Here is a 23,740-nt window from a genome sequence, read left to right as displayed (position 1 = left end):
GTGGTTATAGCGTTAGGGAAACGCCCGGTTACATTCCGAACCCGGAAGCTAAGCCTTTCAGCGCCGATGGTACTGCAGGGGGGACCCTGTGGGAGAGTAGGACGCCGCCGAACAATTTTTATGTCTCGTCCCCCGGACATTGTCCGGGGGACGAGGCTTTTTTGCGTTCACGACCCGAACAGAATCATCCGGGGGAGGAGCTCCTACGCTGAAGCCATGGACTACGACCTCGTCATCTTCGACAACGACGGTGTGCTCGTCGACAGCGAGCCGATCGCGAACACGATTCTGGCCGGGTATCTGACCGAACTGGGGCACCCCACCTCGTACGAGGACTCCCTCCGCGACTACATGGGCGCCGCCGTGCACCGCGTTCACGATCTGGTGCTGGAGCGGACCGGGCAGCGGCTGCCGGAGGATTTCGACGAGACCCTGCACCGCCGGACCTTCGCGGCCTTCGAGCGGGAGCTGCGCCCTGTCGAAGGGGTCGCCGAGGTGCTGGAGAAGCTTGTCGCGGACGGAGTTCCCTACTGTGTCGCCTCCTCCGGGAGCCATGAGCGGATTCGCGTCGGGCACCGGAGGACCGGACTCGACCGCTGGTTCCGGGACGAGATCATCTTCAGCGCGCAGGACGTCGGGAAGGGAAAGCCCGCCCCCGATCTCTTTCTGCACGCGGCGCGGCGGATGGGGGCCGAGCCGGCCCGCTGTGCCGTGGTCGAGGACAGCGTCCTCGGGGTGCGGGCGGGCGTTGCCGCCGGAATGGATGTCTTCGGATTCACCGCGATGACCCCGGCCGCACAGCTCGCCGGAGCCAGGGCGCACTTCGCCGCGATGCCGGAACTCCCCGCCCTGCTCGGCTGAATCACCGCTGGAGTCGAGTCCGCCGGCCGGGCGCCCGGTCGTCTGCCCGCGGATGAATCCCGATACCGTGGCGGGCATGAGTGGCCGCGGGTTGTTGATGTGGGACGAGGCAGTGACCGCGTACGACTTCGGGGACAGCCACCCGATGGATCCGGTGCGGCTCGAACTGACCATGGGGCTGGTGCGGGCCTTCGGACTCGACCGCGCCATGGACGTGGTGTCCGCCAAGCCCGCGGGCGACTCCACCCTCCGGCTGGTGCACCGGGCCGACTATGTGGCCGCGGTGCGTGCCGCCTCCGTCCGGCCGCGCGACGCCGACCAGGCGTACGGGCTGGGCACCGTGGACGATCCGGCCTTCGCCGGGATGCACGAGGCGTCCGCGCTGATCGCCGGGCAGTCCGTCGGGGCCGCCGAGGCCGTCTGGCACGGCCGGGCCGCCCATGCCGTGAACTTCGCCGGCGGGCTGCACCACGCCATGCCCGGCGCGGCGGCCGGGTTCTGCATCTACAACGACGCCTCCCTCGCCATCGCCCGGCTGCTGGAGCTGGGCGCCGAGCGGGTCGCCTATGTGGATGTGGACGTACACCACGGGGACGGCGTCCAGGCCGCGTTCTGGGACGACCCCCGGGTGCTCACCGTCTCGCTGCACGAACATCCCCGGATGCTCTTCCCCGGGACCGGGTGGCCGGAGGAGACCGGAGCGGACGGCGCGGGCGAGGGCGGGGCCGTCAATCTCGCGCTGCCCGCCGGAACCGGCGACGAGGGATGGCTGCGGGCCTTCCACGCCGTCGTGCCGGAACTGCTGGCCGGCTTCCGGCCCCAGGTGCTGGTGACCCAGCACGGGGCCGACACCCATTTCGAGGATCCGCTGGCGCATCTCGCCGTCTCCCTCGACGCCCAGCGCGCCGTCCAGGAGGCGTGTCACGCCCTGGCGCACGAGTACACCGACGGCGGCCGGTGGATCGCCCTCGGCGGCGGCGGTTACGCGGTCGTGGATGTGGTGCCCCGGTCGTGGACGCATCTGGTGGGGATCGCCGCTCACCGGCCGGTGGACCCGGAGTCGGATGTTCCGCAGGAGTGGCGGGACGAGGTCTACGCACGGACCCGGCAGCCCGGACCCCGGCGGATGACCGACGGCCGCAAGCCGGTGTGGCGCGACTGGGACGCCGGGTACGACCCCGCCGACCGGCTCGACCAGGCCGTACTCGCCACCAGGCGGGCGGTGTTCCCGCTCCGGGGGCTGCTGCCCTGACCCGGCCGCCGGTGCGGCTGTACGGACGCGAGGGGGCCCTGTGCCGCCCCGGAGGTCATGGGGGTGGTGTGGACGCTCGCGGGCGGCGTACGAGCCCATGACGCGCGCCCCCGGGCTCCGGACGCGCGACCGGACGCCGCCGGCGTTACGCCAACGGTGGGGCCACCGTCGTCTTTCGGCCCTTTCGGGGCGGCGGCTGCGGGAGCATCGGCGGTGTGACGAGCACCCGGGCGCTGCGGGCGCACCTCCTGGCGGCCGGGCTGGCCGGGACCGTACGGAACCAGCGGGAGGCGAGCCTGCGCGCCTACCGGCTCTTCGCCGCGCGCGATCCCCGGCTCACCCTCGGACTCGATCCCGAGCACGAGTGGAGCCCCGCCGGGGTACTCGCACTGATGGCCGACAAATGCGGGGTCCCGGCCGATCCCGCGCTGGTGGCGGGGCACGATGTCATTGACCCCGAGCGGACACTGGGCGCGCTCCGGGTCTTCGCCGAGCGGCTCGGGGAGACCGCCGCCCGGCGCGGAGCGGTGCTGCTCGGAACAGGTCATCCGCACCATTTGCTCGGTTTCTACGCAGGACTCGCAGACGCTTTGTCGGCGGCGGGCTGCGTCGTTCTCACCCCCGCGCAGGGGCAATGTGTCGACATAACGACCCGGTTCGGGGTACGTACGTGCCACCTCGACTACGTACGGGGAGTCGCGCTGGTGCGGGAACCCGGCGCACGGTCAATCAGGAGTGAAACCGGCGCACACACCCATTCCCCCCTCCCCGTCCGGATGGCGCTGCAAGCGCTTTCCCGGTCGGGCGGGCCCCTGCCCGAGCTGGTGATCGGGGACCATGGATGGGTCTGCGGGGCAGGTCAGCTGGGGTTCGACGCCATTGGCCTGGCCGACACGGACGATCCCGCGCCCTTTGTGGGGGAAGCCGAGCGGAGTATCGCTGTAGCGGTGCCGCTCGATGACTCCGTGCGGTCCTCTTACTACGCACCGCTGACACGGTATGTACTCAATCGGGCGTGTCTGTCACAGTAGGCGGCCGATGGCTGCTCCTCTTCCCCACTCGTACCACCCGCCCCTAGTCTGGGGAGTGAGCGCGCAGCGACGAAGAGTCACCGGAGGGGAAGCCGGTGTGCGTCGTGCGCGGAAGGTACAGGTGGGTCATGGCTGCTGGCGATCGGCCTCTGAATGAGGTCAAGTTCCTTACTGTGGCGGAAGTTGCCGCAGTGATGCGGGTGTCGAAGATGACGGTGTACCGCTTGGTGCACAGTGGGCATCTGCCGGCGATCCGGGTGGGGAGGTCCTTCCGGGTACCGGAGCAAGCGGTGCACGACTACCTCCGTGAGTCCTTCGTGGGGGTGGAATCCGCATAGCCGAAACAGGGCGGCTGCCCTCGGATTACAACCTCTGAGCTCTGCCGGGTAGGCTGGACCGACGTAGGTCGTGTGGGCCCAGACGCCCCGCACCGAGTGAAGAGAAGTGAGCGAGGGTAGTCGTGGGCTCTGTTATCAAGAAGCGGCGCAAGCGGATGGCGAAGAAGAAGCACCGCAAGCTGCTCAAGCGCACGCGCGTTCAGCGTCGCAACAAGAAGTAGGCGACAAGCTGTACGTGTCATTGGGGTCCTCTCACCAGCCGGTGGGAGGGCCCCATTGCGCTGTCCGGGGCGGCTGCGGCGGGCGGGTTCCGCACGCTCCCGGCCCTGGCCGCCCGGGCCGGCCGCCGGCGGCGGTGCGGTGTATTTCCGGTGCATTTACCGGTAAAGGAGTGCCCCGCGGTCATCCTTGTGCGACAGCGAGCCGCTACCGTGACGCTGGGAGTGGGCTCATCGGACCTCAGGGAAGGCGCTGATCTTGGGAAAGGTCGTGCTCGTCACCGGCGTGGCCCGGCAGCTCGGCGGCCGGCTCGTACGGCGTGCCCAGCGGGACCCCGGGGTCGAACGGGTGATCGCTGTGGACGCGGTCGAGCCCGGCCACCATCTCGGCGGCGCCGAGTTCGTGCGCACCGACATCCGGCGGCCCGAGATCGGGCGGGTGCTGGCCGAACACCGGGTCGACACCGTCATCCATCTCGATGTCACGGGTACGCCGCTGGGTGCCGGCGGGCGCACCTCGGTCAAGGAGACCAATGTCATCGGCACGATGCAGCTGCTCGGCGCCTGCCAGAAGTCGCCGACCGTCAGCCGGCTGGTGATCAAGTCCAGTACGAGTGTCTACGGCTCCGCGCCGCGCGATCCCGCGGTCTTCACCGAGAACACCCCGCCGAAGTCGCTGCCGAGCGGCGGCTTCGCCAAGGACGCCGTGGAGGTCGAGGGATATGTCCGCGGCTTCGCCCGGCGCAGGCCGGATGTCGCCGTCTGTGTGCTGAGGTTCGCCAACATCCTCGGGCCGTGCGCGGACTCCCCGCTCGCCCAGTACTTCTCGCTGCCCGTGCTGCCGACGGTTTTCGGCTACGATCCGCGCCTTCAGTTCGTCCATGAGGACGATGTGATGGAGGTGCTGGGGATGGCGCTGCACGAGCCCCGGCGCGGGACCCTCAACAGCGGCACCTTCAATGTGGCGGGGGAGGGCGTGCTGCTGCTGTCGCAGTGTTCGCGGCGGCTGGGGCGGCCGACGCTGCCGGTGCTGCTGCCCGCGGTGACCTGGGTCGGTTCCGCGCTGCGCACGGTGGGGATCACGGATTTCTCGCCCGAGCAGTTCCGGCTGCTGACCCATGGCCGGGTGGTGTCGACGGCTCAGACCCGGGAGACACTGGGGTTCGTACCGAAGTTCACGACCGCGGAGACCTTCGCCGATTTCGCGCGGAGCCGGGGGCCGGGGCTGCTGCCGCCGGAGTCCCTGGAGCGGGCCGTGGACCGGATGGGGCAGTCGCTGGCCACCGGGGCCGGGGAAGCCCTTCCCGTACCGAAGCAGCGGGCTCGGCGCGGTCGGCGCGACGCCGGACAAGGAGCGTAGGCACGATGGCGGACGCCAAGGTCATTCCGTTCGACGACGACCGTTCGCGGGGCGCCGGCGCGCAGCGCCTGGGGCGCCGGCGGACCGCCGGGGGGCCGGGTGTGGGCGAGTCCGATGTCAGCGCGCTGCCCGGGGTGGCCGCGGAGGCGGCGGCCGGGACGCCGTCGCCGGATTCCGGGGAGCCCGCCGGGTCCGCCGAGGGGTGGGACCGCCGGATCGCGGACGGGCTGGCCTTTCTGCGGCGCCGGCTGACCGGGCAGTACGAGGTCGATGAGTTCGGGTACGACGAGGAGCTGACCGACCAGGTTCTGATGTCCCTGCTGCGGCCCCTGTACGAGCGTTATTTCCGGGTCGAGGTGAAGGGCATCGAGAACATCCCGTCCGAGGGCGGGGCGCTGGTGGTGGCCAATCACTCCGGCACGCTGCCGCTGGACGGGCTGATGATGCAGGTCGCCGTCCACGACAGGCATCCGGCCGGGCGGCATCTGCGGCTGCTCGCGGCGGACCTGGTCTTCATGCTCCCGGTCGTCAATGAGCTGGCCCGCAAGGCCGGGCACACCCTGGCCTGCGCGGAGGACGCGGAGCAGCTGCTGCGGCGGGGTGAGGTCGTCGGGGTGATGCCGGAGGGCTTCAAGGGGATCGGGAAGCCGTTCGGCGAGAGGTACAAGCTCCAGCGCTTCGGCCGGGGCGGCTTTGTGTCGACGGCGCTGCGGGCCGGGGCGCCGATCGTGCCGTGCTCGATCGTGGGCGCCGAGGAGATCTACCCGATGATCGGGAACGCGAAGACGCTCGCCCGGCTGCTGGGGATTCCGTACTTCCCGATCACGCCCACCTTTCCCTGGCTGGGACCGCTGGGGGCGGTGCCGCTGCCGACGAAGTGGACGATTCAGTTCGGTGAGCCGATCGAGACCAGTGGATATCCGGCGGAGGCGGCCGAGGACCCGATGCTGATGTTCAATCTGACGGATCAGGTACGGGAGCAGATCCAGCACACGCTGTACAAGCTGCTGGTGCAGCGCCGGTCCGTCTTCTTCTGACCTGCCGCGTACCGGCACCGCGGTGCCGGTACGGGTCGGGCGGGCCGGTGGTCCGGCCCGCCCGGGGTGTGACGGGGCTACTTGTCCTTGCCGTCCAGTCCGAGGCCCGGGAGGATCCCGGGGAGCAGGGGCGGGATGGTGACATCGGGCTGTGCCGCCGGCGGATTCTTCCCGGCGGGTGGTGAGGGGCTGTTCTTCGGGGGCGGGTTGAGGAGACCGCCGGGATCGCCGCCGAGGAGGCCGCTGCCGCCCTCCGGGGAGGTGGAGCCGGAGGGGTCGGGGCGTCCGCTGTCGGCGCCCGGCCGGCTGCCGGGGGCCTCGGGGGCGGAGGGCACGGTGAGGCCGTCGGGTGCGGTGGTCCGGCCGCCGGGGGAGTGGGAGGACGTGCCCGGGCGGTGGGAGCCGCCGCGGCCCTTCTCCGGCGGGGTGGGGAGCAGCGACTGGAGCGGGGTGACCTCTTGGTCTATGGCGTCGAAGACATCGCTCACCTCATCGCCGACATCGGTGAGCTGCGCGGGGAGCCGGTCCCGCAGACCGTCCCATGCCTCCCGGTGGGCCTGGGTGAAGGAATTCAGCTTCTGGATGGGGCCCAGTGAGCCGTCGCGCTCATATGCCTCGTGGAGGAGGCGGTGGCCTTCCCTGGCGTCGTGGCGCATGCCGTTGAGGGCGCGGCGGACCTCGCCGAGGGATTCGTGGTCCATATGGCCCGAGCGCCCGCGCTCCATGAGCCGGCGGGCCTCGCTGAGCCGGGTGGACGCCTGGTCCAGATAGAGCTCGCCGCGGTCGGAATCGCCGTCGGCCATGCCCAGCCGGATGTCCTCCATGCCGCGCTTCAGTCCGTACAGCGTGTCTCCGGGGAGGGCGTCGGAGCTGGCCGCGGCCACTCCGCTGAAGGCGCCCGCGGCGACGCCGACGGTGAGACCGCCGGCCGCGAGCGTTTTCGACCAGCGGGAGCGCGGCCGGAGCTTGCGGAGCGGGGAGGCCCGGTGGGCACCCCTGCCGCCTTTTCGCTGTTCGGGGACGGTGGGGCCCCCGGATGCGGTGCCTGCTGCCGTGCCCTCCTGGAGCATGGCCTCCATGGCTGCCACGAGCTGTGCCCGATGCACCACTTTGACCTCGGGGTCCAGCTCCGGCCTCGGCATCTCGCCGAGCCTGGTCGCCAGAGCCAACAGCGGTCCTTGTCCGGTCGGTTCGGCCGAATCATCCGGCTGCCCGGCCGCCTGGTCTTCCACGGCCCGGGCGAAGGCGTTCGCCCGCCGGTGTGCCGATACGTTCGCGATCACTGGCGGCACCTCCTCTCGTCATGACGGTCGACTCCCCTGGGCGTCTGGAAGGTTGCACGCCTTGAGCACAACCACACGATCGAGTGAGTGGCTGTGGGCATGGCGTGTCCACAGGGAGCCTGCATCCCGCACAACGAGTGTCGCGGCACTTGGGTTACGCGCGGTGGATGATCGGACCAGTGCGTCATCGAGGCGTCACCGATTGTGAGTTGAGGTGGATTGTCGGGTTTGCTCTTTTTGCAGGTCTGGCGGTGAGGGGGCGGGGTGTTCGGGCGGCTCAGCGGGCGTCGTCGGGCAGCAGCCGTGCCAGGGTGCGTACGGCACGGTACTGGAGGGTCTTGATGGCGCCTTCGTTCTTGCCCATGACCCGGGCGGTTTCGGCTACCGAGAGCCCCTGCAGAAAGCGCAGGGTGACGCACTCCTGCTGCTGGGGGTTGAGCTTGCGGACCGCTTCGAGCAGGGCCGCGTTGGAGAGCGACTCCAGGACGGAGTCCTCGGGGCTGCGCTCGACCTCATTGGCGTCGAGCATCTCGCCGGTGGTCACCTCCAGCCGGAACCGGCTGGACTTGAAGTGGTCGGCGACCAGATTGCGGGCGATCGTCACCAGCCAGGCGCCGAAGTCGCGCCCCTGCCAGGTGAAGGTGGAGATCCGGCGCAGGGCGCGCAGGAAGGTCTCGCTGGTGAGGTCCTCCGCCGTCGCCTTCCCGCCGACGCGGTAGTAGATGTAGCGGTAGACCGTGTCGCTGTACTGGTCGTACAGCCGGCCGAACGCCTCGGCCTCGCCGGCCTGGGCGCGTTCGACCAGTTCCATCATGCGGGCGCTGTCGCTGTCGGCGCTGGGGCGGCGGGTGGTCGACGGGGTGTTCGACGGGGCGGCCGGGCCGCTCCGGCTGCTCCGTCTGCCGACCGCCGCGCGGCCGTCGGCGAGGGCGTAGCAGGGGGCGGCGGGACCGCTGGTGGCAAGGCGGGGCATGGCAAGGGCGGGGACGGCGTACGCGGCGGGGACAAAGCCGCGCACGTGGTCGAGGACCGCCGCGCGGAGCGTAGCCAGGCCCGAGGCGTCAACCCCGACGTGTGGGTACACGGGACTCCCAGTGGCAGAGCTTCCATCACGTGCAGTGCGGGACTGTTCACCCGTCGTGACGACTGGTGGGGTCCCGTATGCGTTTGAGGAGGATAACGCTTCGTACAGGCAGTGCTACACCCAGTTGCTCAAATCATCGTTTCCGTCGCTTTTGTTCCGACTAGATGATGGATCGGGTAGCTGATTGTGAGCGTTTCTTGATCGAAAACGATCACAATCCGACGCTTCGGGAAAGGTCTGTGCCAGGAGTGGGGTGGGGGCGCGTGACGGGCGTCCGAGCGCGGGCCCGGAACGGGTTCATGTTCGCGCTCGCGTTCGTCTCCGCGGGCCGTCCGCGTTCGCGCTCGTGTTCTGTCGGCGTTCGGGCGGGTCGCCGCGCGGGTGTTCGAGCGGGCGGGAATGGCCGGAACTCGACCGCCGGGGTGCCGGAGGCCGTGAGGTGAGGGGGAGGAAGGGCCGGCCGGGAGCGCTCGCTCAGCGGCGGCGGCGGTGGATCGCCACGGCCGCCGCGGTGCCCCCCGCGATGGCGCCCACCCCGGCCGCCGCCGGGATGCCGACCTTGGCCGCCTTGCGGCCGGTCCGGTAGTCCCGCAGCCGCCAGTCCCGCGCCCGGGCGTACCTGCGCAGCTTGGTGTCCGGGTTGATCGCGTACGGATGCCCCACCAGGGAGAGCATCGGGATGTCGTTGTGCGAGTCGCTGTACGCCGCGCACCGCGCCAGATCGAGCCCCTCGGCCGCCGCCAGCGCGCGTACCGCCTCGGCCTTCGCCGGGCCGTGCAGCGGTTCGCCGACCAGTTTGCCGGTGTACACGCCGTCCACCGACTCGGCGACCGTGCCGAGCGCCCCGGTCAGCCCGAGCCTGCGGGCGATGATCGTGGCGGTCTCCACCGGGGCGGCCGTCACCAGCCACACCTTCTGTCCCGCGTCCAGATGGGCCTGGGCGAGCGCCCTGGTCCCCGGCCAGATGCGGTCGGCCATGTACTCGTCGTAGATCTCCTCGCCGATGCTCATCAGCTCGGAGACCCGGTGGCCCTTCACGATGGAGAGCGCGGACTCGCGGACGTCCTGCATATGGTCCGGATCCTCGACCCCGGCCAGCCGGAACCACGTCTGCTGCCAGGCGAACCTCATCAGCTCCTGGCGCTGGAAGAACTTCCGTTTGTACAGCCCGCGACCGAAGTGGAAGATCGCGGCGCCCTGCATCACGGTGTTGTCCAGGTCGAAGAAGGCGGCGGCCGTCACATCCCCCTGAACGGGGAACGGCGGCTCGCCGCGATCGTCCGGGGCGGCGGGCTGGACCAGCTCCTGCGAGGTCTTGCGCGCTGCCTCGGCTGCTGCCTCGCCCGCGAGGACGCTCCGAGCGGTGGCGGAGCGCCTACGGGGGGTGAGCCATCCCAGTGCGGCCATGGGGCGAGCATAGCCAGTCCGTTCGGCACTTCCCGACACGCCGGGGGGCGGGGTCGTGAACTCCCGGTGTCCGGGCCGGCCGGCGGGGAGGCGGGGCCGGGTGCGTCCGGGCGGGGAGGGGGAGTGTGCGCGGGGTCTCACGGGGGGAGCGGGCGGGCGGGGGTCGCGGCCGGTTCGCGCGGCGGCTGCGGGGTGGTCGCGGCCGGTGCGGGGGTCCGCCGGGGGCGTCGGACAATAGGGGAATGAGTCCTCTGCTGCGCCGTACGAAGAAGAAGCCCGCCGCCGAGCGGGTGGTGACGCTGATCGGGAAGCCCGGGTGTCATCTGTGCGACGACGCGCGGGCGGTGGTGGAGCGGGTCTGCGGTGAGCTGGGCGCGGCGTGGGAGGAGAAGGACATCACGCTCGACGAGGAGCTGTACCGCGCGCACTGGGAGCAGATTCCGGTGGTGCTGGTGGACGGGGAGCAGCACACCTTCTGGCGGGTGGACGAGGGGCGGCTGCGGCGGGAGCTGGCGGGCTGACCCTCTTCTCCCGGGGCTCCGCCCCGGACCCCGCGCCTCGGTCCCCGGCGGGGCTTGATGTGCCCCGGCCCCCGGCGAACTTGTCATGGCTCTATCGGGAAACCAGGGGGACAGGGCACAGTGGAGCGGTCTCGGGGGCGGACGCGTGAGGAGTATGTGCTGTTTTGCGCCCTTCGTATCGTGAACGGCTCGCCGCGGATCCCGGTTCCGCGTTGACGCGATCAGAATGCGTGACCCCGATCACTTTGCTCGGACAAAACGGACACCATCTTTGTGCACGCGTTCACAAAGACATAGCCTGCTGTCGACGGGGCGGTCTTGGAACACACGGCCGCCTAGAGCCCCGCTCATCCCGCAGGAGCACCGTGGCAACTGGCCGAAATCACCGACCGGCGACCCGTAGCCGAGGAATCCCCGAGGCCACCGTCGCCCGGCTTCCGCTGTATCTGCGGGCGCTGACCGCTCTCTCCGAGCGCTCCGTGCCCACGGTCTCCTCCGAGGAACTGGCGGCGGCGGCGGGGGTCAACTCCGCGAAGCTGCGGAAGGACTTCTCGTACCTCGGCTCGTACGGAACCCGCGGTGTCGGCTACGACGTCGAATATCTCGTCTATCAGATCTCCCGTGAGCTCGGGCTGACGCAGGACTGGCCCGTGGTGATCGTCGGTATCGGAAACCTCGGCGCCGCCCTCGCCAATTACGGCGGGTTCGCCTCCCGGGGATTCCGGGTCGCCGCGCTGATCGACGCCGATCCCGCCATGGCCGGGAAGCCGGTCGCCGGGATCGCGGTCCAGCACGCCGACGAGCTGGAGAAGATCATCAGCGACAACGGGGTCTCGATCGGTGTCATCGCCACGCCCGCGGGCGCCGCGCAGCAGGTCTGCGACCGGCTGGTGGCCGCCGGGGTGACCTCCATCCTGAACTTCGCGCCCACCGTGCTGTCCGTGCCGGACGGCGTCGACGTGCGCAAGGTCGACCTCTCGATCGAGCTCCAGATCCTCGCCTTCCACGAGCAGCGGAAGGCCGGCGAGGAAGCCGACGCCGCAGGCCGGAAGGGACCTGACGGGGACATGTCCGCGGTGATGCCGGCATGAGTCTGCTGGTCGTCGGATTGAGCCATCGCAGCGCGCCGGTGAGCGTGCTGGAGCGGGCCTCGCTCTCCGCGGAGTCCCAGGCCAAGCTCCTCCAGGACACGCTGGCCGCCGAGCCCGCCGCCGAGGCGGCGGTGCTCGCCACCTGCAACCGCATCGAGCTGTACGCGGACGTCGACAAGTTCCACGCGGGTGTCGCCGAGCTCTCCACCCTGCTCGCCCGGCACAGCGGCGTGGGCCTTGAGGAGCTGACGCCGTATCTCTACGTCCACTACGAGGACCGCGCCGTCCACCATCTCTTCTCGGTGGCGTGCGGGCTCGACTCCATGGTCGTCGGCGAGGGCCAGATCCTCGGCCAGATCAAGGACGCCCTCGCGCGCGGGCAGTATCTGCACACCGCCGGGCGGCTGATCAACGACCTCTTCCAGCAGGCCCTGCGGGTCGGCAAGCGCGCGCACAGCGAGACCGGGATCGACCGGGCCGGGCAGTCGCTCGTCACCTTCGGCCTGGAGCAGCTCGCCGAGGGCGCCGAGGTCGAGAAGTGGGTGTCCGGCAAGAGCGTCCTGGTGATCGGCGCCGGCTCCATGTCCTCGCTGGCCGCGACGACACTCGCCCGGCTCGGCGTGGGTGAACTGGTGATCGCCAATCGGACCCTGGACCGGGCGGAGCGGCTGGCGCAGGTGCTCTCCGGCGCCGCCGGGGACGGCCCGGCGGCCCGCGCCGTACCGATGAACGACGTCGCGGCCGAGCTGACACGTGCCGACGCCGTGATCTCCTGCACCGGGGCGACCGGGCTGGTGCTGACCGCCGACGCGATCACCACCGCCCTCGGCGACCGGGTGGCCGGCACCGCCGCCGGGAGCGGCGAGGGAGATCTGCGCGCGCCCGACGGCAGCCTGGTCGCCCGGCTCGCCGCCACCGCCGCGCGCGACGGCCGCGTACCCGACCGCGCCCCCGGCCCCTTCGCCGGTGAGATCGCGGGCGAGGGCTGCCCCGTCGGGCTGGACGATCAGCACACCGCGGGAGAGCTGGCGCAGCACGGCCTCTGGGCGGAGAACGCGGGACACACCGTCCCCCGGAGCCGTACCGCCAGGGAATCCGCCGGACCCGTCCGGCTGGCCCTGCTCGACCTCGCCATGCCGCGCGACATCGATCACGCGGTCCACCGTGTTCCCGGTGTCCGGCTCGTCGACATCGAGTCGCTCGCCGACGCCTCCGCGGACGCGCCCATGGCCGCCGATGTGGACCAGGTTCGTACGCTTGTCTCCGACGAGGTCGCCGCCTTCGGCGCGGCTCAGCGGGCCGCGCACATCACCCCGACCGTGGTCGCGCTGCGCGCCATGGCCGCCGATGTCGTCGCCGGTGAGATCGCCCGGCTGGAGGGCCGGCTGCCCGGTCTCGAGGACAAGGAGCGCGCGGAGATCGGCCAGACCGTGCGCCGTGTCGTGGACAAACTTCTTCACGCGCCCACCGTGCGGGTGAAGCAGCTCGCCAGTGAGCCCGGCGGCGCCGGATACGCCGACGCGCTGCGGACACTGTTCGACCTCGCCCCGGAGACGGTCGCCTCCGTCAGCCGGGCGGCCGATCCGAATGAAGCAGACGTCAAGAACCGAGGGCGCGTATGACCGAGAGAGCACTGAGGCTCGGGACCAGGCGCAGCGCGCTTGCCATGGCCCAGTCCGGCCAGGTGGCACGGGAGGTGCAGCGGCTCACCGGCCGTCCCGTCGAGCTGGTCGAGATCACCACGTACGGGGATGTCTCCCGGGAGAATCTCGCACAGATCGGCGGCACGGGTGTGTTCGTCGCCGCGCTGCGCGAGGCGCTGCTCCGCGGGGAGGTGGACTTCGCCGTTCACTCGCTGAAGGACCTTCCCACCGCCCAGCCCGACGACCTTCTCCTCGCGGCGGTCCCGCCGCGCGAGGACCCCCGCGACGTGCTGGTGGCACGCGACGGGCTGACCTTCGACCGGCTCCCCGAGGGAGCGCGGGTCGGTACGGGTTCGCCGCGCCGGATGGCGCAGCTGAACGCGTACGCACGGGAGCACCACACCCGTATAGAGACTGTGCCGATCCGGGGCAATGTAGACACCCGGATCGGATATGTGCGGAGTGGGGAACTGGACGCGGTGGTACTCGCCGCGGCCGGACTCAACCGCATAGGGAGAGCCGACGAGGTGACCGACTTCCTGTCGGTCGACTCCGTCCTGCCCGCCCCCGGCCAGGGGGCACTGGCGATCGAGTGCGCCGCGGATAACGCGGAGCTCGCCGCCCGGCTCGCCGAGCTCGACGACCCGCGAACCCGGGTTGCCGTGACCGCCGAGCGATCCCTGCTCGCCGCCCTGGAGGCCGGCTGTTCCGCACCTGTGGGTGCGCTCGCCGACCTGTTGGGCGAGGAGGAGGTTGCCAACGAAATGCGCCTGCGCGGCGTCGTCGGTACCACCGACGGCTCGACGCTGGTGCAGCTGTCCACCACCGGTCCCGTACCCACGTCGCACGGCGACGCCATCGCGCTCGGTCGCGAACTCGCGTCCGAGATGCTCGCCAAGGGTGCGGCTGGTCTTATGGGGGAGCGAGCACATTGAGCCCCACCACCAACCCGTCCTCGGCGTACTCGGCACACGGGCATGTCACTTTCCTCGGCGCCGGTCCCGGCGATCCCGGATTGCTGACTCTGCGCGCTGTCGAGGCACTCGCGGGAGCCGACGTACTGATCGCCGAGCCCGATGTGCTCGAAGTGGTACGCGGCCATGCGCGGGCGAACGTCAGCACGCCTGAGCAGGCGGTTGCTGACGATGCGTCAACAGCCGCCGGAATCCCCGTACTCAGGGATGCGGTCAATCTTGTCATGGAGGCCGCGCGGGGCGGCAAGCGGGTCGTCCGTGCGGTGACCGGTGACCCGGGACTCGACGCGGACGCCGGCCAGGAGATGCTGGCCTGCGCCGCCGCCGGGATCCCCTTCGAGGTGGTGCCCGGTATCGCCACCGCGGTCGGGGTGCCCGCGTACGCGGGTGTTCCGCTGCGCGACGCGCAGGGTACGGACGTCCGGTTCGTGGACGCCCGCACCGCGAGCGAGCGCTGCTGGTCCGAGGTCGGCGCGAGTGACGGCACCGTCGTGGTCTCCACCACGCTGGACGCCGTCGCCGCGGCGGCGGGTGAGCTGGTGGCGGCCGGGCGCAAGCCCGACACCCCGCTCACCGTCACCGTCGCCGGCACCACCACCCGGCAGCGGACCTGGACCGCCACGCTCGGCTCGATCGGCCAGACCTTCAAGCAGGGGAAGGTGCTGCCCTCCCCGGAGGGTCACCGTCCGGTCATAGCCGTCGTCGGCGAGCGCAGCTCCGCCGCACAGCGCGACCAGCTCGCCTGGTTCGAGTCCAAGCCGCTCTTCGGCTGGCGGGTCCTGGTGCCGCGCACCAAGGAGCAGGCCGCGTCCCTCTCGGACCAGCTGCGCTCCTACGGCGCGGTCCCGCACGAGGTGCCGACGATCGCCGTCGAGCCCCCGCGCACCCCGCAGCAGATGGAACGCGCCGTCAAGGGCCTGGTCACCGGCCGGTACGAGTGGATCGCCTTCACCTCGGTCAACGCGGTCAAGGCGGTGCGGGAGAAGTTCGAGGAGTACGGGCTCGACGCGCGCGCCTTCGCCGGGATCAAGGTCGCGGCGGTCGGCGAGCAGACCGCCCGGGCGCTGGTCGAGTTCGGTGTGAAGCCCGATCTCGTACCCAGCGGTGAGCAGTCCGCCGCCGGTCTGCTGGACGACTGGCCGCCGTACGACCCGGTCTTCGACCCGATCGACCGGGTGTTCCTGCCGCGTGCCGACATCGCCACGGAGACTCTGGTCGCCGGGCTGATCGAGCTGGGCTGGGAGGTGGACGACGTCACCGCCTACCGGACGGTGCGCGCCTCGCCGCCGCCGGCCGACACCCGTGAGGCGATCAAGGGCGGCGGCTTCGACGCCGTGCTCTTCACCTCCTCGTCCACGGTGCGCAATCTCGTCGGTATCGCCGGGAAGCCGCACAATGTGACCGTGATCGCGTGTATCGGTCCGGCCACCGCGAAGACGGCGGAGGAGCACGGCCTGCGGGTCGACGTGCTCTCGCCGGAGCCGTCGGTGCACCGGCTGGCCGAGGCGCTGGCGCAGTTCGGCATGGACCGCCGGGCCGCGGCGGCGGAGGCGGGGGAGCATGTGCTCCGGCCGTCCGAGCGGCGCCCCGGCGGGCGCCGGCGCCGCGTCACCTGAGGTGAGCGGGAAGAAGTGAAGGGGCGGGAGGGGGCTTGTCCCCCCTCCCGCCCTTTTTCGTGCCCCCTACATCTGTGGCCGGGCGGGGGAGCGGCCGGGTGCGGGACCACCGGACGAGCCCGGATCCGCCCCTGGTCCCTGGGGCGGTCCGCGGCGGTGTGCCAGCGTGGGCACATGACCCAGATCTGGCCCGAGCACCTGGCCGTGGGAGCCGTGCGCTTCGCCCGGCCCACCGGCAGGTACGACGATGTCCTCACCTTCTACCGGGACGCGGTGGGCCTTCCCGTCGTCGCCCGGTGGGACGACCACGACGGCTACGACGGTGTCGTGTTCGGGCTGCCCGGCACCGGGGTCCAGCTGGAGATCACCCAGCACGGCACCCCGCCGCGCGTCCCCGAGCCGCACCCCGAGAACCAGCTGGTGCTCTACTTGCGCGGCCCCGGGGCCCGGGACGCGCTCGCCGCCCGCCTCGCGGAGCACGGCCACCGGCCGGTCGCGGCGGCCAACCCGTACTGGCCGAGATACGGAGCGGTGCTCTTCGAGGATCCGGACGGCTGGCTGGTCGTCCTCGCGCCCTGGGTCTTCGGCGAGGAGCCCGCGCCGGCGCCGGCCGCCGCGGCAAATCCGTTGCCCCCGGTCCGGGGCGGTGGCAGTCTCCTGCGATGACCTCAGCCCCCGCGCCCCACCACACGGCCGTGTCCGAGCGCGCCGCCCTTCTCGTGTGGCAGCTCGACGCCGTCTGGTCGCTCTTCGAGCACCACCGCCCGGCCCTCGACGACGACGCCTGTTACTGGGAGCCGGTGCCCGGCGCCTCCTGGACCGTGCGGCGGGACGCCGGGGGCCGGTGGGCCGCCGACTGGCAGGTGCCCGAGCCGGAGCCGGTGCCCGTCACCACCATCGCCTGGACCGGCTGGCACATCGGCTACTGGTGGACGACCACCCTCGGGCACTGCTTCGGGGACGGCGCCCCGGACCGTACGGAGATCCGCTGGCCCGGCGGTGCGGACGCCGCCGCGCGGTGGCTGGAGGAGCTCAAGGACCGCTGGCGGGACGAGCTGCTGGGGCTCGGCGACGCCGAGCTGGACAGTACGGAGCGGACCGCCTCGCTCCCCTGGGGCGAGGGCCTGCGGCTGGTGGACATCGCCGCCTGGGTCAACTTCGAGCTGGCCAAGAACGTCTCCGAGATCGGGCAGCTGCTGCACCTGCGCGGGGCCGGTTCCGGGGCGGGCGCGACGGGCTCCGGGCGGGGCGTAGCGTAGAGCGCATGAGTCTGTATGGATCCTTTCCCGGCGCGCGGCCACGGCGGTTGCGCACCACCCCCGCGATGCGGCGCATGGTCGCCGAGACCCGGCTGCTCCCGGACGATCTGATCCTTCCGGCCTTCGTCCGGGAGGGCATCGGCGAGCCCGTGCCGATCTCCGCCATGCCCGGGGTCGTCCAGCACACCCGGGACACCCTGCGGAAGGCCGCCGTGGAGGCGCGCGAGGCCGGGGTGGCCGGGATCATGCTGTTCGGGGTGCCGGAGGACGCGAAGAAGGACGCTCTCGGGACCGCCGGAACCGACCCGGACGGGATCCTCCAGGTCGCCATCCGCGATGTGCGGTCCGAGGTCGGCGACGAGCTGGTGATCATGTCCGATCTCTGTCTGGACGAGTACACCGACCACGGCCACTGCGGTGTCCTGGACGCCGCGGGCCGGGTCGACAATGACGCCACGCTGGAGCGGTACGCGGAGATGGCCCAGGTCCAGGCCGATGCCGGGGTCCACATGGTCGGCCCGAGCGGGATGATGGACGGCCAGGTCGGGGTGGTCAGGGACGCCCTGGACACCATCGGCAAGGAGGATGTGTCGATCCTCGCCTACACGGCGAAGTACTCCTCCGCCTTCTACGGCCCCTTCCGGGAGGCCGTGGGTTCCTCCCTCAGCGGGGACCGCAAGACGTATCAGCAGAATCCGGCCAATGTGCGGGAGTCGCTGCGCGAGCTGGCGCTCGATCTCGACGAGGGCGCCGATGTCGTCATGGTGAAGCCGGCCGGCCCCTACCTCGATGTGCTGGCGAAGGTCGCGGAGGCGGTGGACGTGCCGGTCGCCGCGTACCAGATCAGCGGTGAGTACGCGATGGTCGAGGCCGCCGCTGAGAAGGGCTGGATCGACCGGGACCAGGCGATCCTGGAGACCCTGACCGGGATCAAGCGGGCCGGGGCGGACATGATCCTCACCTACTGGGCCACCGAGGTCGCGCGCGGTCTCTGACCGGGGAGCGGCGGCGGCAGCGGTACGGGCCGGTGAGGACAGCGGTACGGGCCGGGGAGCGTGCTCTCCCCGGCCCGTACCCGTCTCATGGTGAAGCGGTCAGCCGCCCGTCACCGTCAGCCCGTCACCGTCAGCAGGAGAGGTTGGCGCCCGTCGGCACACCCAGGATCCGGGTGAAGTTGGTGTACCGGTTGATACGGCTCTGCACCTGGGCGGGGTTGCCGCCGTTGCACTCCAGCGCGCCGTTGATGGAACGGATCGACTGGCCGAAGCCGGCGCCGCTGACCATCGCGTCGTGGCCGGTCACCGGGCCGGGGCCGTCCTGGGTGTTCCAGTACCAGAGGCCGGTCATCATGGCGACCGCCGGGTCGGTCTCGACCTTGTCGGGGTAGTTGAGCAGGTCGATGCCCAGCCAGTCACCCGCGGCCTTGTAGTTGAAGTTCCAGCTGAGCTGGATGGGACCGCGCCCGTAGTACTTGGCGACGCCCGCCGGGCACCCGTACGACTGCGTGGTGTCACAGTAGTGCGGGTAGTTCGCCTCGTTGATCTCCTTGATGTAGTACAGCCCGCCGGTCTCGTGGGCCACATTCGCGAGGAAGGCCGCGGCCTCCTGCTTGCGCATGGTGTCCGTGCCGGTGTGGGCGAACTTCGGGAACGCCTTCATGGCGTCCGTCAGTCCCTTGTACGTGTAGAACGGGTTCCGCCGCGGGAACATCTCGTTGAACTGCGCCTCGCTCACGACGAAGCTGTTCGGGTTCGGGTTGCCCCCGGTACCGCAGGTGTACGGGTCCCAGTAGTACGTGCTGACGACCGGGTTGTAGCCCGGGTTGGCGCGCTCGGCGATGTAGATCGAGCCATCGTTGTACTTGACGATGTCCCCGGCGCGGTAGTTCGCCCCGGCCGCCCAGGAGGGCGCCGTGGCGCACTCGTCCACGGGCGGGGTGGTGGCGGACGCCGACGCGGTCGGCATGAGCACCGACGCCGCGAGGGAACCGGCCGCGACAACACCGGCCATCAGCGCCTTCATGCGGTTCTTGAGCACGATCCATTGCCCTTTCGTGCGTGCAACGGACATGCCTGACCCGCCCGGCGGGAAACCGGGTGGACCAGGCACGCCGTGTTGGGGGGTGGTAACGCACACACAATCGTCCCGGGCGGGGCCGAGTCAAGGTATAGACCAATGCATTTTTAAAACAACCACCCTGATTTCAGGGGGCGTTGACCCCTAGGGGATGCGATCCCGGAGAGGCGCTGCGGGCCGGGGAGGGTGGCCCCGGCCCGCAGCGGTGTGGGGGGCTTCCGAGTGGTCGGGTGAACGCTCGGAGGACCGTTCCGGGCCCGCCGGCGAGGTGGCCGGGGCCCGGGTGAGGGGGAGGTCAGCAGTACAGGTTGGCGCCCGTCGGCACGCCCAGAAGCTGCGTGAACTGGGTGTACTTGTTCACCCGGCTCTGCACCTGGGCGGGGTTGCCGCCGTTGCACTCCAGCGAGCCGTTGATGGCCCGGATGGTGTGCCCGAAGCCCGACCCGTTCGTCATCGCGGCGTGGCCGGTCATCGTCCCGGGGCCGTTCTGGGTGTTCCAGTACCAGAGGCCGGTCTTCATGGCCACGGCCGGGTCGTTCTGCACCTTGTAGGGGTCGCGCAGCAGGTCGATGCCGAGGGCGTCACCGGCCGCCTTGTAGTTGAAGTTCCAGCTGAGCTGGATGGGCCCGCGCCCGTAGTACGCCGACTGCCCGGCCGGGCAGCCGTACGACTGGGAACGGTCGCAGTAGTGCGAGTAGTTCGCGGTGTTCTGCTCGACGATGTGGACCAGTCCGCCGGTCTCGTGGTGGACGTTCGCCAGGAAGGCCGCGGCCTCCTGCTTCTTCACCGTGTCGCTGCCGGTCTTCGCGAAGGCCGGATAGGCGCTCATCGCGTCCGTCATGCCCTTGTATGTGTAGAACGAATTCCGGTTCGGGAACATCTGGTTGAACTGCGCCTCGCTGACGACGAAGTTCGAATTCCCCGGACCGGTGGGCGTCGGGGTGGGAGTGGGCTCCGGGTTCCCGCCGCTACAGGTGTGCGGGTTCCAGAACCAGGTGCTCACGGTGGGGTCGTAGCCGGGGTTGGCGTGCTCGGCGATGTAGTAGTTGCCATCGCGGTACTTGACAACGTTGCCCGGTACGTAGTTCGCGCCCTGGGTCCAGTTGGGCGCGGTGGTGCACTCGTCCGCCGCGGCCGTGCCGGCGGTGGGGAGCAGGCTGATCGCCGCGAGTCCCGCGGCGGAGGCCAGGGCGATCAGAGCAGTCTTCATGCGTCGCTTCAGCACGAGTTCTCTCCTTCGTGCTCAACGGCTCCTGAGGGGGAGGCCTGGGTGTGGGGACCCGGGCCGAGGAGGCCGTAGTGGGGGTTGTGGTACTCCAACTGAAGCGTGTTGTCGGGGCGCGGTCAAGGTATAGACCAATGCGAATCTTCGACGCAAAGTCTTTACGGTGAAGGGCGGTTGGGGTCCGGCGGGCCGTCCGCCCCCGCCCGCGGCGGCGGTTTCCGGTGGTCAGTCGGTGTCCGTGGCCGCCAGAACGGCCAGACTCCGCCGGTCCGGACCGGCCGCCAGCAGTCCGAGATCCCAGGCGATGAAATCGAACCATCGCGCGTCCGAACTGAAGCGGAACCACGCGCACTCCAGGACCCGCGCCTCCGTCTCGCCGAACGGCGCGTCCTCGGCCACCCCCGCCATCGCCCCCATCGACCGCCAGGCCGCCAGCCGGCCCCAGGCGCCCTGATGGCCGTCGTTGTACGCCGCGCCCGTGGACGCCGCCGCGAAGAGCGTCTGCCAGGCCTCGGCGGGCGTCCCGGCGGCGACCGAGAGACGCGGTCCGGGGGTGTCCAGACCCTCCAGGCACTCCAGCCCCAGGGCCGCGAGCACGCCCGGGACCGCCGAGTGGGCCGTGAGCGGCGAGCCGGCTGTGAGCGGCGCGGCGAGGGGTGCGGCGAGCTCGAAGGCGCGGGCCTCGATCCGGCCGTTGGACTCCTCGGCCCAGTTCGCCACGGCGGCGCTCATGGCCTCGGCCCGCTCCGGAGTGGTCGTCTCCGAGGGCGCCGCCGTGATGGCCGCCGGGTCGTGAGGGGAGGGCGCGCCGGGAGCGATCGGCGGCCCGTGCGGGACCGGCGCACCAGCGGCGCCGGAGACGCCGTAGGTGGGCAGGACGCGCTTCTCCTCCACCGGGGACACGGTGAGGGGCAGGGCGCTGAGCCGGTGGTGGGCCCACTGCGGCGACCGGGTCCACGCGGTGATTTCCGGCAGCGCGGTGACATCCACGCTCCGGAGCACCATCTCGTGGATGAGGCAGGCGCGGAGCTCCAGGGTGGTCTGCGTCCGGTCCGCCCGGCCGTCGCCGTCGGTGAAGACCGGGGCCAGGTCCTCCGGCGTCTGCCCGGACGCGAGAAGGGAGGCGGTGTGCCGGATCCACTTCCGGGTGCGGGGGTCGGAGGGCGGGCGCGACGACACCATGCGGAGTGCCTGCCGGATGTTCTCCCGGCCCGGAGTGAGGGTCAGCCGGCGGAGCAGCTGATCGAAGAGAGCCGGATCGCCGTCGGCGAGGCGGGCCTCCGCGAGCTGTATCTGATCGGACATGCGCCTGAGCCTAATCAGCCCTGGTGGGGGCGTGTGCTCCGGATGGCCACCGGGCCCTTGGCGCTGCGTGCGGGGCGCTCGGTGGCGGGGCCGGGAGGGTGTGCGGGTCACGCCGTCCGGGCGGTGTGGGCGGTGTGGGCGGTGAAGGACGCCCAGGTGGTGGGAGTGATGGTGAGGACGGGGCCGTCCGGAATCTTGGAGTCGCGGATGTGGACGGCGGTTTGGTGGGTGGCGACTTCGAGGCAGTTGCCGCCGCCTTCGTCACCGCTGTGGCTGGACTTGGTCCAGTCGTAGCCGACCTCGACGCAGTTGCTTCCGGCCTCGCCCGTGCTGTAACTGGACTTGCGCCATTGATAGGCGACTTCGAGGCAGTTGCTACCGCCTTCGCCGCCGCTGTGGCTGGACTTGAACCACTCAAGTGCGGTGCTCATTGGTCTCCTAGCAGCCGGTCCAACAGGGCCTTTGTCTCTTCGGGATTGAGGGCCTGTGTCCGCAGCATCGCATACTTCCGAGTGAGGATGCTCACCTCATCCTGATCACCGATCAACTGGCTTCCGCGTTGCGTTTCGGTATAGGCGAGGTGCTGGTGATCGGCTGTTTCCAGTACCACGAAGGGGCCGTCCAACCCTGCATGTCCATGCCTGCCAAAGGGCATGATCTGAATGTTGACGCCTGGTAGATCCGCGCAACTGCGCACATGGCTCAGCATCTCCCGGTAGACCTCGTCCCCGCCCAGTCGGTCCATCAGGACCGCCTCGGAGAAGATGAAGCTGAGAGCGGTTGGATTCTTGCGGTGCAAGATCTCCTGGCGTGCCATGCGGGCGGCCGCATTGGCTTCGATCTCCTCCTCGGAGGTAGCCGGGACCCGGTTGCGGAAGAGTGCGCGGGCGTAGTCAGGGGTCTGGAGCAGGCCGGGGAGTACATGGTTCTCGTAGAACGAGAGCGCGATCGCCTCTCGTTCCACCGCCATGTAGTGGTCCGCCCACGCCGGGATCATGTCGACCTCCGGCATGTTGTCGACCGCGACCTCCAGCACTCCCTTGGACTGGAGGATCTCGTCCAGCATCTGTGCATAGTCGAGCTTCAGTACCCGCCTGCCCTGCTCGATTGACGCGACCGTCTCCAGATGGGTGCCGAGTGCGGTGGCCAGCTCCTGTTGAGTAAGTGAGGCGACATTCCTCAGGCGGGCCATCTGCCTGCCCACGAGCCGCATCGCCGAGGTGTTCTTGCGCTGCTTCTTGGAGTACATACGCCTTCAACTCCCCCGGGGTGCACCTCCGTCACGCATTCCGCACCCGTACAAAAGATTTGTACGGGTTGAGGCACTCCTCGGTGGGGTATCCGCGCGCAACTCTCGCACCATGAGTGAACAACCCCCACAGTTTCGAAGGCAGTTCTACCGCCGCGAGCGCAAGACTATCCCCGCCGCCCGGGAATTCGCACGCGCGATCGTCAAGGAATGGGGCTGCGATCCCCGAATGGATGACGTACTCCTGTGCGTCAGTGAACTCGCCACCAATGCCGTCATGCACGGCGCTCCTCCCGGCCGCGGCTATCAGCTCCGCTTCCGGCTCCGCTCCGACGGCGTACTGCGCGTCGAGGTCCATGACAGCGGGCCGGGGGTGCCGGTCGTCCGCGTATCGGCGGAGGAGGAGTCCGGGCGCGGGCTCCTGCTGGTCGCCGCGCTCGCCGACCAGTGGGGGATCGGCGAGCGGGCGCCCGGCAAAGTGGTGTGGTGCGAATTCGCGACCGCCGCCACCGTCGCCATTCCCGCCGCCGTGTCCGGTGGCGGGGACGAGTGGTGATCCGGGCCCGGCGGGCGCACCCTGGAATACGTACCGCCGAGACGTGGTGCGGGAGGTGATCCATCATGCAGACGCTCGTCGGATGGCATGTCGAGATGGAATTCCGCGAAGAGGGCGACCGTACGCGTGCGGCCGCGATGGTCCGGCTCGGGGATGGTTCCGAGATCCGTGGCCATGGCAATGCGCAGCGTCACCCCTCGGACGATGAGCAGCTGCGGGTCGGTGAGGAGATCGCGGGTGCGCGGGCTCTCATGGACATCGCCTCACAGCTGTTGCAGAAGGCACATGTCGAGATCGACGAGGCATCCGGGCGGACCTCACATCCGCTGCGGTGACTCAAACGGAAAGGGGGCA

General features: G+C 70.5%; 25 protein-coding genes and 1 rRNA gene. 18 read left to right on the top strand and 8 right to left on the bottom strand.

Annotated elements, in window-relative coordinates; translation table 11 throughout:
- From rrf to AAFN69_RS32615, 8 genes are all read left to right on the top strand, one after another.
- Nucleotides 1-113: ribosomal RNA gene (gene rrf, locus AAFN69_RS32650) — 5S ribosomal RNA — on the top strand; the annotation flags it as partial.
- A gap of 103 nt (nt 114-216) precedes the next feature.
- Complete coding sequence (locus tag AAFN69_RS32645) at nt 217-861, top strand: HAD family hydrolase (RefSeq protein ID WP_347732521.1); 645 nt, start codon at nt 217-219, stop codon at nt 859-861.
- Nucleotides 862-937: 76 nt separating this feature from the next.
- A complete protein-coding gene (locus tag AAFN69_RS32640; RefSeq protein ID WP_347732520.1) occupies nt 938-2,113 on the top strand; it encodes an acetoin utilization protein AcuC in 1,176 nt (391 codons plus the stop codon).
- Nucleotides 2,114-2,328: 215 nt separating this feature from the next.
- Nucleotides 2,329-3,144: a phosphatase gene (locus AAFN69_RS32635; protein WP_347732519.1), complete on the top strand. Its 816-nt coding sequence runs from the start codon at nt 2,329-2,331 to the stop codon at nt 3,142-3,144.
- Nucleotides 3,145-3,272: 128 nt separating this feature from the next.
- A complete protein-coding gene (locus AAFN69_RS32630) occupies nt 3,273-3,482 on the top strand; it encodes a helix-turn-helix domain-containing protein (protein WP_347732518.1) in 210 nt (69 codons plus the stop codon).
- A gap of 122 nt (nt 3,483-3,604) precedes the next feature.
- Nucleotides 3,605-3,703, top strand: a complete 99-nt coding sequence (locus AAFN69_RS32625; protein ID WP_003948845.1) for an AURKAIP1/COX24 domain-containing protein — start codon at nt 3,605-3,607, stop codon at nt 3,701-3,703.
- A gap of 256 nt (nt 3,704-3,959) precedes the next feature.
- The gene (locus AAFN69_RS32620; RefSeq protein ID WP_347732517.1) at nt 3,960-5,060 is read left to right on the top strand and encodes an NAD-dependent epimerase/dehydratase family protein; all 1,101 of its coding nucleotides are present in this window, start codon (nt 3,960-3,962) and stop codon (nt 5,058-5,060) included.
- Nucleotides 5,061-5,065: 5 nt separating this feature from the next.
- Nucleotides 5,066-6,097, top strand: a complete 1,032-nt coding sequence (locus AAFN69_RS32615; protein WP_347732516.1) for a lysophospholipid acyltransferase family protein — start codon at nt 5,066-5,068, stop codon at nt 6,095-6,097.
- 77 nt (nt 6,098-6,174) lie between these two features.
- Here AAFN69_RS32615 and AAFN69_RS32610 read toward each other — a convergent pair whose 3' ends face one another.
- From AAFN69_RS32610 to AAFN69_RS32600, 3 genes are all read right to left on the bottom strand, one after another.
- A complete protein-coding gene (locus AAFN69_RS32610) occupies nt 6,175-7,380 on the bottom strand; it encodes a DUF5667 domain-containing protein (protein WP_347732515.1) in 1,206 nt (401 codons plus the stop codon).
- A 277-nt stretch (nt 7,381-7,657) separates the two neighbouring features.
- Nucleotides 7,658-8,464, bottom strand: coding sequence for an ECF subfamily RNA polymerase sigma factor, BldN family (locus AAFN69_RS32605; protein ID WP_347732514.1), 807 nt, complete (start codon nt 8,462-8,464; stop codon nt 7,658-7,660).
- 474 nt (nt 8,465-8,938) lie between these two features.
- On the bottom strand, nt 8,939-9,871 hold the full coding sequence (locus tag AAFN69_RS32600; protein WP_347732513.1) for an HAD-IB family hydrolase: 933 nt from the start codon (nt 9,869-9,871) through the stop codon (nt 8,939-8,941).
- A 242-nt stretch (nt 9,872-10,113) separates the two neighbouring features.
- Between AAFN69_RS32600 and AAFN69_RS32595 the strand changes: the two genes are divergently transcribed.
- The 8 genes from AAFN69_RS32595 (at nt 10,114) to hemB (ending at nt 17,970) form a co-directional block, all read left to right on the top strand.
- Entirely contained in the window at nt 10,114-10,392 is a 279-nt protein-coding gene (locus tag AAFN69_RS32595; RefSeq protein WP_347732512.1) for a glutaredoxin family protein, read from the top strand.
- Nucleotides 10,393-10,757: 365 nt separating this feature from the next.
- Complete coding sequence (locus tag AAFN69_RS32590) at nt 10,758-11,483, top strand: redox-sensing transcriptional repressor Rex (protein WP_347732511.1); 726 nt, start codon at nt 10,758-10,760, stop codon at nt 11,481-11,483.
- The gene (locus AAFN69_RS32585; RefSeq protein WP_347732510.1) at nt 11,480-13,105 is read left to right on the top strand and encodes a glutamyl-tRNA reductase; all 1,626 of its coding nucleotides are present in this window, start codon (nt 11,480-11,482) and stop codon (nt 13,103-13,105) included. The genes AAFN69_RS32590 and AAFN69_RS32585 overlap by 4 nt, the downstream gene beginning before the upstream one ends.
- A complete protein-coding gene (hemC, locus tag AAFN69_RS32580) occupies nt 13,102-14,061 on the top strand; it encodes a hydroxymethylbilane synthase (protein ID WP_347732509.1) in 960 nt (319 codons plus the stop codon). Before AAFN69_RS32585 ends, hemC begins: the two co-directional genes overlap by 4 nt.
- The gene (locus AAFN69_RS32575) at nt 14,058-15,716 is read left to right on the top strand and encodes a uroporphyrinogen-III synthase (protein ID WP_347732508.1); all 1,659 of its coding nucleotides are present in this window, start codon (nt 14,058-14,060) and stop codon (nt 15,714-15,716) included. The genes hemC and AAFN69_RS32575 overlap by 4 nt, the downstream gene beginning before the upstream one ends.
- A gap of 174 nt (nt 15,717-15,890) precedes the next feature.
- Nucleotides 15,891-16,382 (top strand): VOC family protein, encoded by a 492-nt coding sequence (locus AAFN69_RS32570; protein ID WP_347732507.1) that lies wholly within the window; start codon nt 15,891-15,893, stop codon nt 16,380-16,382.
- Nucleotides 16,379-16,975 (top strand): DinB family protein, encoded by a 597-nt coding sequence (locus AAFN69_RS32565; protein WP_347732506.1) that lies wholly within the window; start codon nt 16,379-16,381, stop codon nt 16,973-16,975. Before AAFN69_RS32570 ends, AAFN69_RS32565 begins: the two co-directional genes overlap by 4 nt.
- A gap of 5 nt (nt 16,976-16,980) precedes the next feature.
- Nucleotides 16,981-17,970: a porphobilinogen synthase gene (gene hemB, locus AAFN69_RS32560; protein WP_347732505.1), complete on the top strand. Its 990-nt coding sequence runs from the start codon at nt 16,981-16,983 to the stop codon at nt 17,968-17,970.
- Nucleotides 17,971-18,100: 130 nt separating this feature from the next.
- On the opposite strand, the gene AAFN69_RS32555 is transcribed toward hemB, so the two are convergent.
- The 5 genes from AAFN69_RS32555 to AAFN69_RS32535 all read right to left on the bottom strand — a co-directional run bounded on the left by AAFN69_RS32555 (nt 18,101) and on the right by AAFN69_RS32535 (nt 22,830).
- Entirely contained in the window at nt 18,101-19,012 is a 912-nt protein-coding gene (locus AAFN69_RS32555) for a glycoside hydrolase family 19 protein (RefSeq protein WP_347732504.1), read from the bottom strand.
- 334 nt (nt 19,013-19,346) lie between these two features.
- Nucleotides 19,347-20,276 carry a chitinase gene (locus AAFN69_RS32550; RefSeq protein ID WP_347732503.1) on the bottom strand — a complete coding sequence of 310 codons (930 nt, stop codon included), beginning with the start codon at nt 20,274-20,276 and terminating at the stop codon, nt 19,347-19,349.
- A gap of 225 nt (nt 20,277-20,501) precedes the next feature.
- Entirely contained in the window at nt 20,502-21,581 is a 1,080-nt protein-coding gene (locus tag AAFN69_RS32545) for a DUF6183 family protein (RefSeq protein ID WP_347732502.1), read from the bottom strand.
- A gap of 107 nt (nt 21,582-21,688) precedes the next feature.
- Complete coding sequence (locus AAFN69_RS32540; RefSeq protein ID WP_347732501.1) at nt 21,689-22,012, bottom strand: DUF397 domain-containing protein; 324 nt, start codon at nt 22,010-22,012, stop codon at nt 21,689-21,691.
- A complete protein-coding gene (locus AAFN69_RS32535) occupies nt 22,009-22,830 on the bottom strand; it encodes a helix-turn-helix transcriptional regulator (protein WP_347732500.1) in 822 nt (273 codons plus the stop codon). The genes AAFN69_RS32540 and AAFN69_RS32535 overlap by 4 nt, the downstream gene beginning before the upstream one ends.
- A 112-nt stretch (nt 22,831-22,942) precedes the next feature.
- Here AAFN69_RS32535 and AAFN69_RS32530 point away from each other — a divergent pair, with 112 nt between their 5' ends.
- Together AAFN69_RS32530 and AAFN69_RS32525 are read left to right on the top strand one after the other, a co-directional pair.
- Entirely contained in the window at nt 22,943-23,386 is a 444-nt protein-coding gene (locus tag AAFN69_RS32530) for an ATP-binding protein (protein ID WP_347732499.1), read from the top strand.
- 65 nt (nt 23,387-23,451) lie between these two features.
- The gene (locus tag AAFN69_RS32525; RefSeq protein WP_347732498.1) at nt 23,452-23,721 is read left to right on the top strand and encodes a DUF1876 domain-containing protein; all 270 of its coding nucleotides are present in this window, start codon (nt 23,452-23,454) and stop codon (nt 23,719-23,721) included.
- Nucleotides 23,722-23,740 lie beyond the last annotated feature (19 nt).

This window comes from Streptomyces sp. CAU 1734, assembly GCF_039888735.1.
Taxonomy (GTDB): Bacteria; Actinomycetota; Actinomycetes; order Streptomycetales; family Streptomycetaceae; genus Streptomyces.
Note: the sequence above shows the minus strand (reverse complement) of the source record. Positions and strands in the feature narration are given on the sequence as shown.

What these genes read in the sequence shown, in the direction of transcription:
- AAFN69_RS32585 (WP_347732510.1), top strand. Translation starts at nt 11,480, where the DNA reads ATGAGTCTGCTGGTCGTCGGATTGAGCCATCGCAGCGCGCCGGTGAGC.
- AAFN69_RS32600 (WP_347732513.1), bottom strand. Translation starts at nt 9,871, where the DNA reads ATGGCCGCACTGGGATGGCTCACCCCCCGTAGGCGCTCCGCCACCGCT.
- AAFN69_RS32570 (WP_347732507.1), top strand. Translation starts at nt 15,891, where the DNA reads ATGACCCAGATCTGGCCCGAGCACCTGGCCGTGGGAGCCGTGCGCTTC.
- AAFN69_RS32525 (WP_347732498.1), top strand. Translation starts at nt 23,452, where the DNA reads ATGCAGACGCTCGTCGGATGGCATGTCGAGATGGAATTCCGCGAAGAG.
- AAFN69_RS32545 (WP_347732502.1), bottom strand. Translation starts at nt 21,581, where the DNA reads ATGTCCGATCAGATACAGCTCGCGGAGGCCCGCCTCGCCGACGGCGAT.
- AAFN69_RS32645 (WP_347732521.1), top strand. Translation starts at nt 217, where the DNA reads ATGGACTACGACCTCGTCATCTTCGACAACGACGGTGTGCTCGTCGAC.
- AAFN69_RS32595 (WP_347732512.1), top strand. Translation starts at nt 10,114, where the DNA reads ATGAGTCCTCTGCTGCGCCGTACGAAGAAGAAGCCCGCCGCCGAGCGG.
- hemC (WP_347732509.1), top strand. Translation starts at nt 13,102, where the DNA reads ATGACCGAGAGAGCACTGAGGCTCGGGACCAGGCGCAGCGCGCTTGCC.
- AAFN69_RS32630 (WP_347732518.1), top strand. Translation starts at nt 3,273, where the DNA reads ATGGCTGCTGGCGATCGGCCTCTGAATGAGGTCAAGTTCCTTACTGTG.
- AAFN69_RS32615 (WP_347732516.1), top strand. Translation starts at nt 5,066, where the DNA reads ATGGCGGACGCCAAGGTCATTCCGTTCGACGACGACCGTTCGCGGGGC.
- AAFN69_RS32565 (WP_347732506.1), top strand. Translation starts at nt 16,379, where the DNA reads ATGACCTCAGCCCCCGCGCCCCACCACACGGCCGTGTCCGAGCGCGCC.
- AAFN69_RS32540 (WP_347732501.1), bottom strand. Translation starts at nt 22,012, where the DNA reads ATGAGCACCGCACTTGAGTGGTTCAAGTCCAGCCACAGCGGCGGCGAA.
- AAFN69_RS32535 (WP_347732500.1), bottom strand. Translation starts at nt 22,830, where the DNA reads ATGTACTCCAAGAAGCAGCGCAAGAACACCTCGGCGATGCGGCTCGTG.
- AAFN69_RS32640 (WP_347732520.1), top strand. Translation starts at nt 938, where the DNA reads ATGAGTGGCCGCGGGTTGTTGATGTGGGACGAGGCAGTGACCGCGTAC.
- AAFN69_RS32530 (WP_347732499.1), top strand. Translation starts at nt 22,943, where the DNA reads ATGAGTGAACAACCCCCACAGTTTCGAAGGCAGTTCTACCGCCGCGAG.
- hemB (WP_347732505.1), top strand. Translation starts at nt 16,981, where the DNA reads ATGAGTCTGTATGGATCCTTTCCCGGCGCGCGGCCACGGCGGTTGCGC.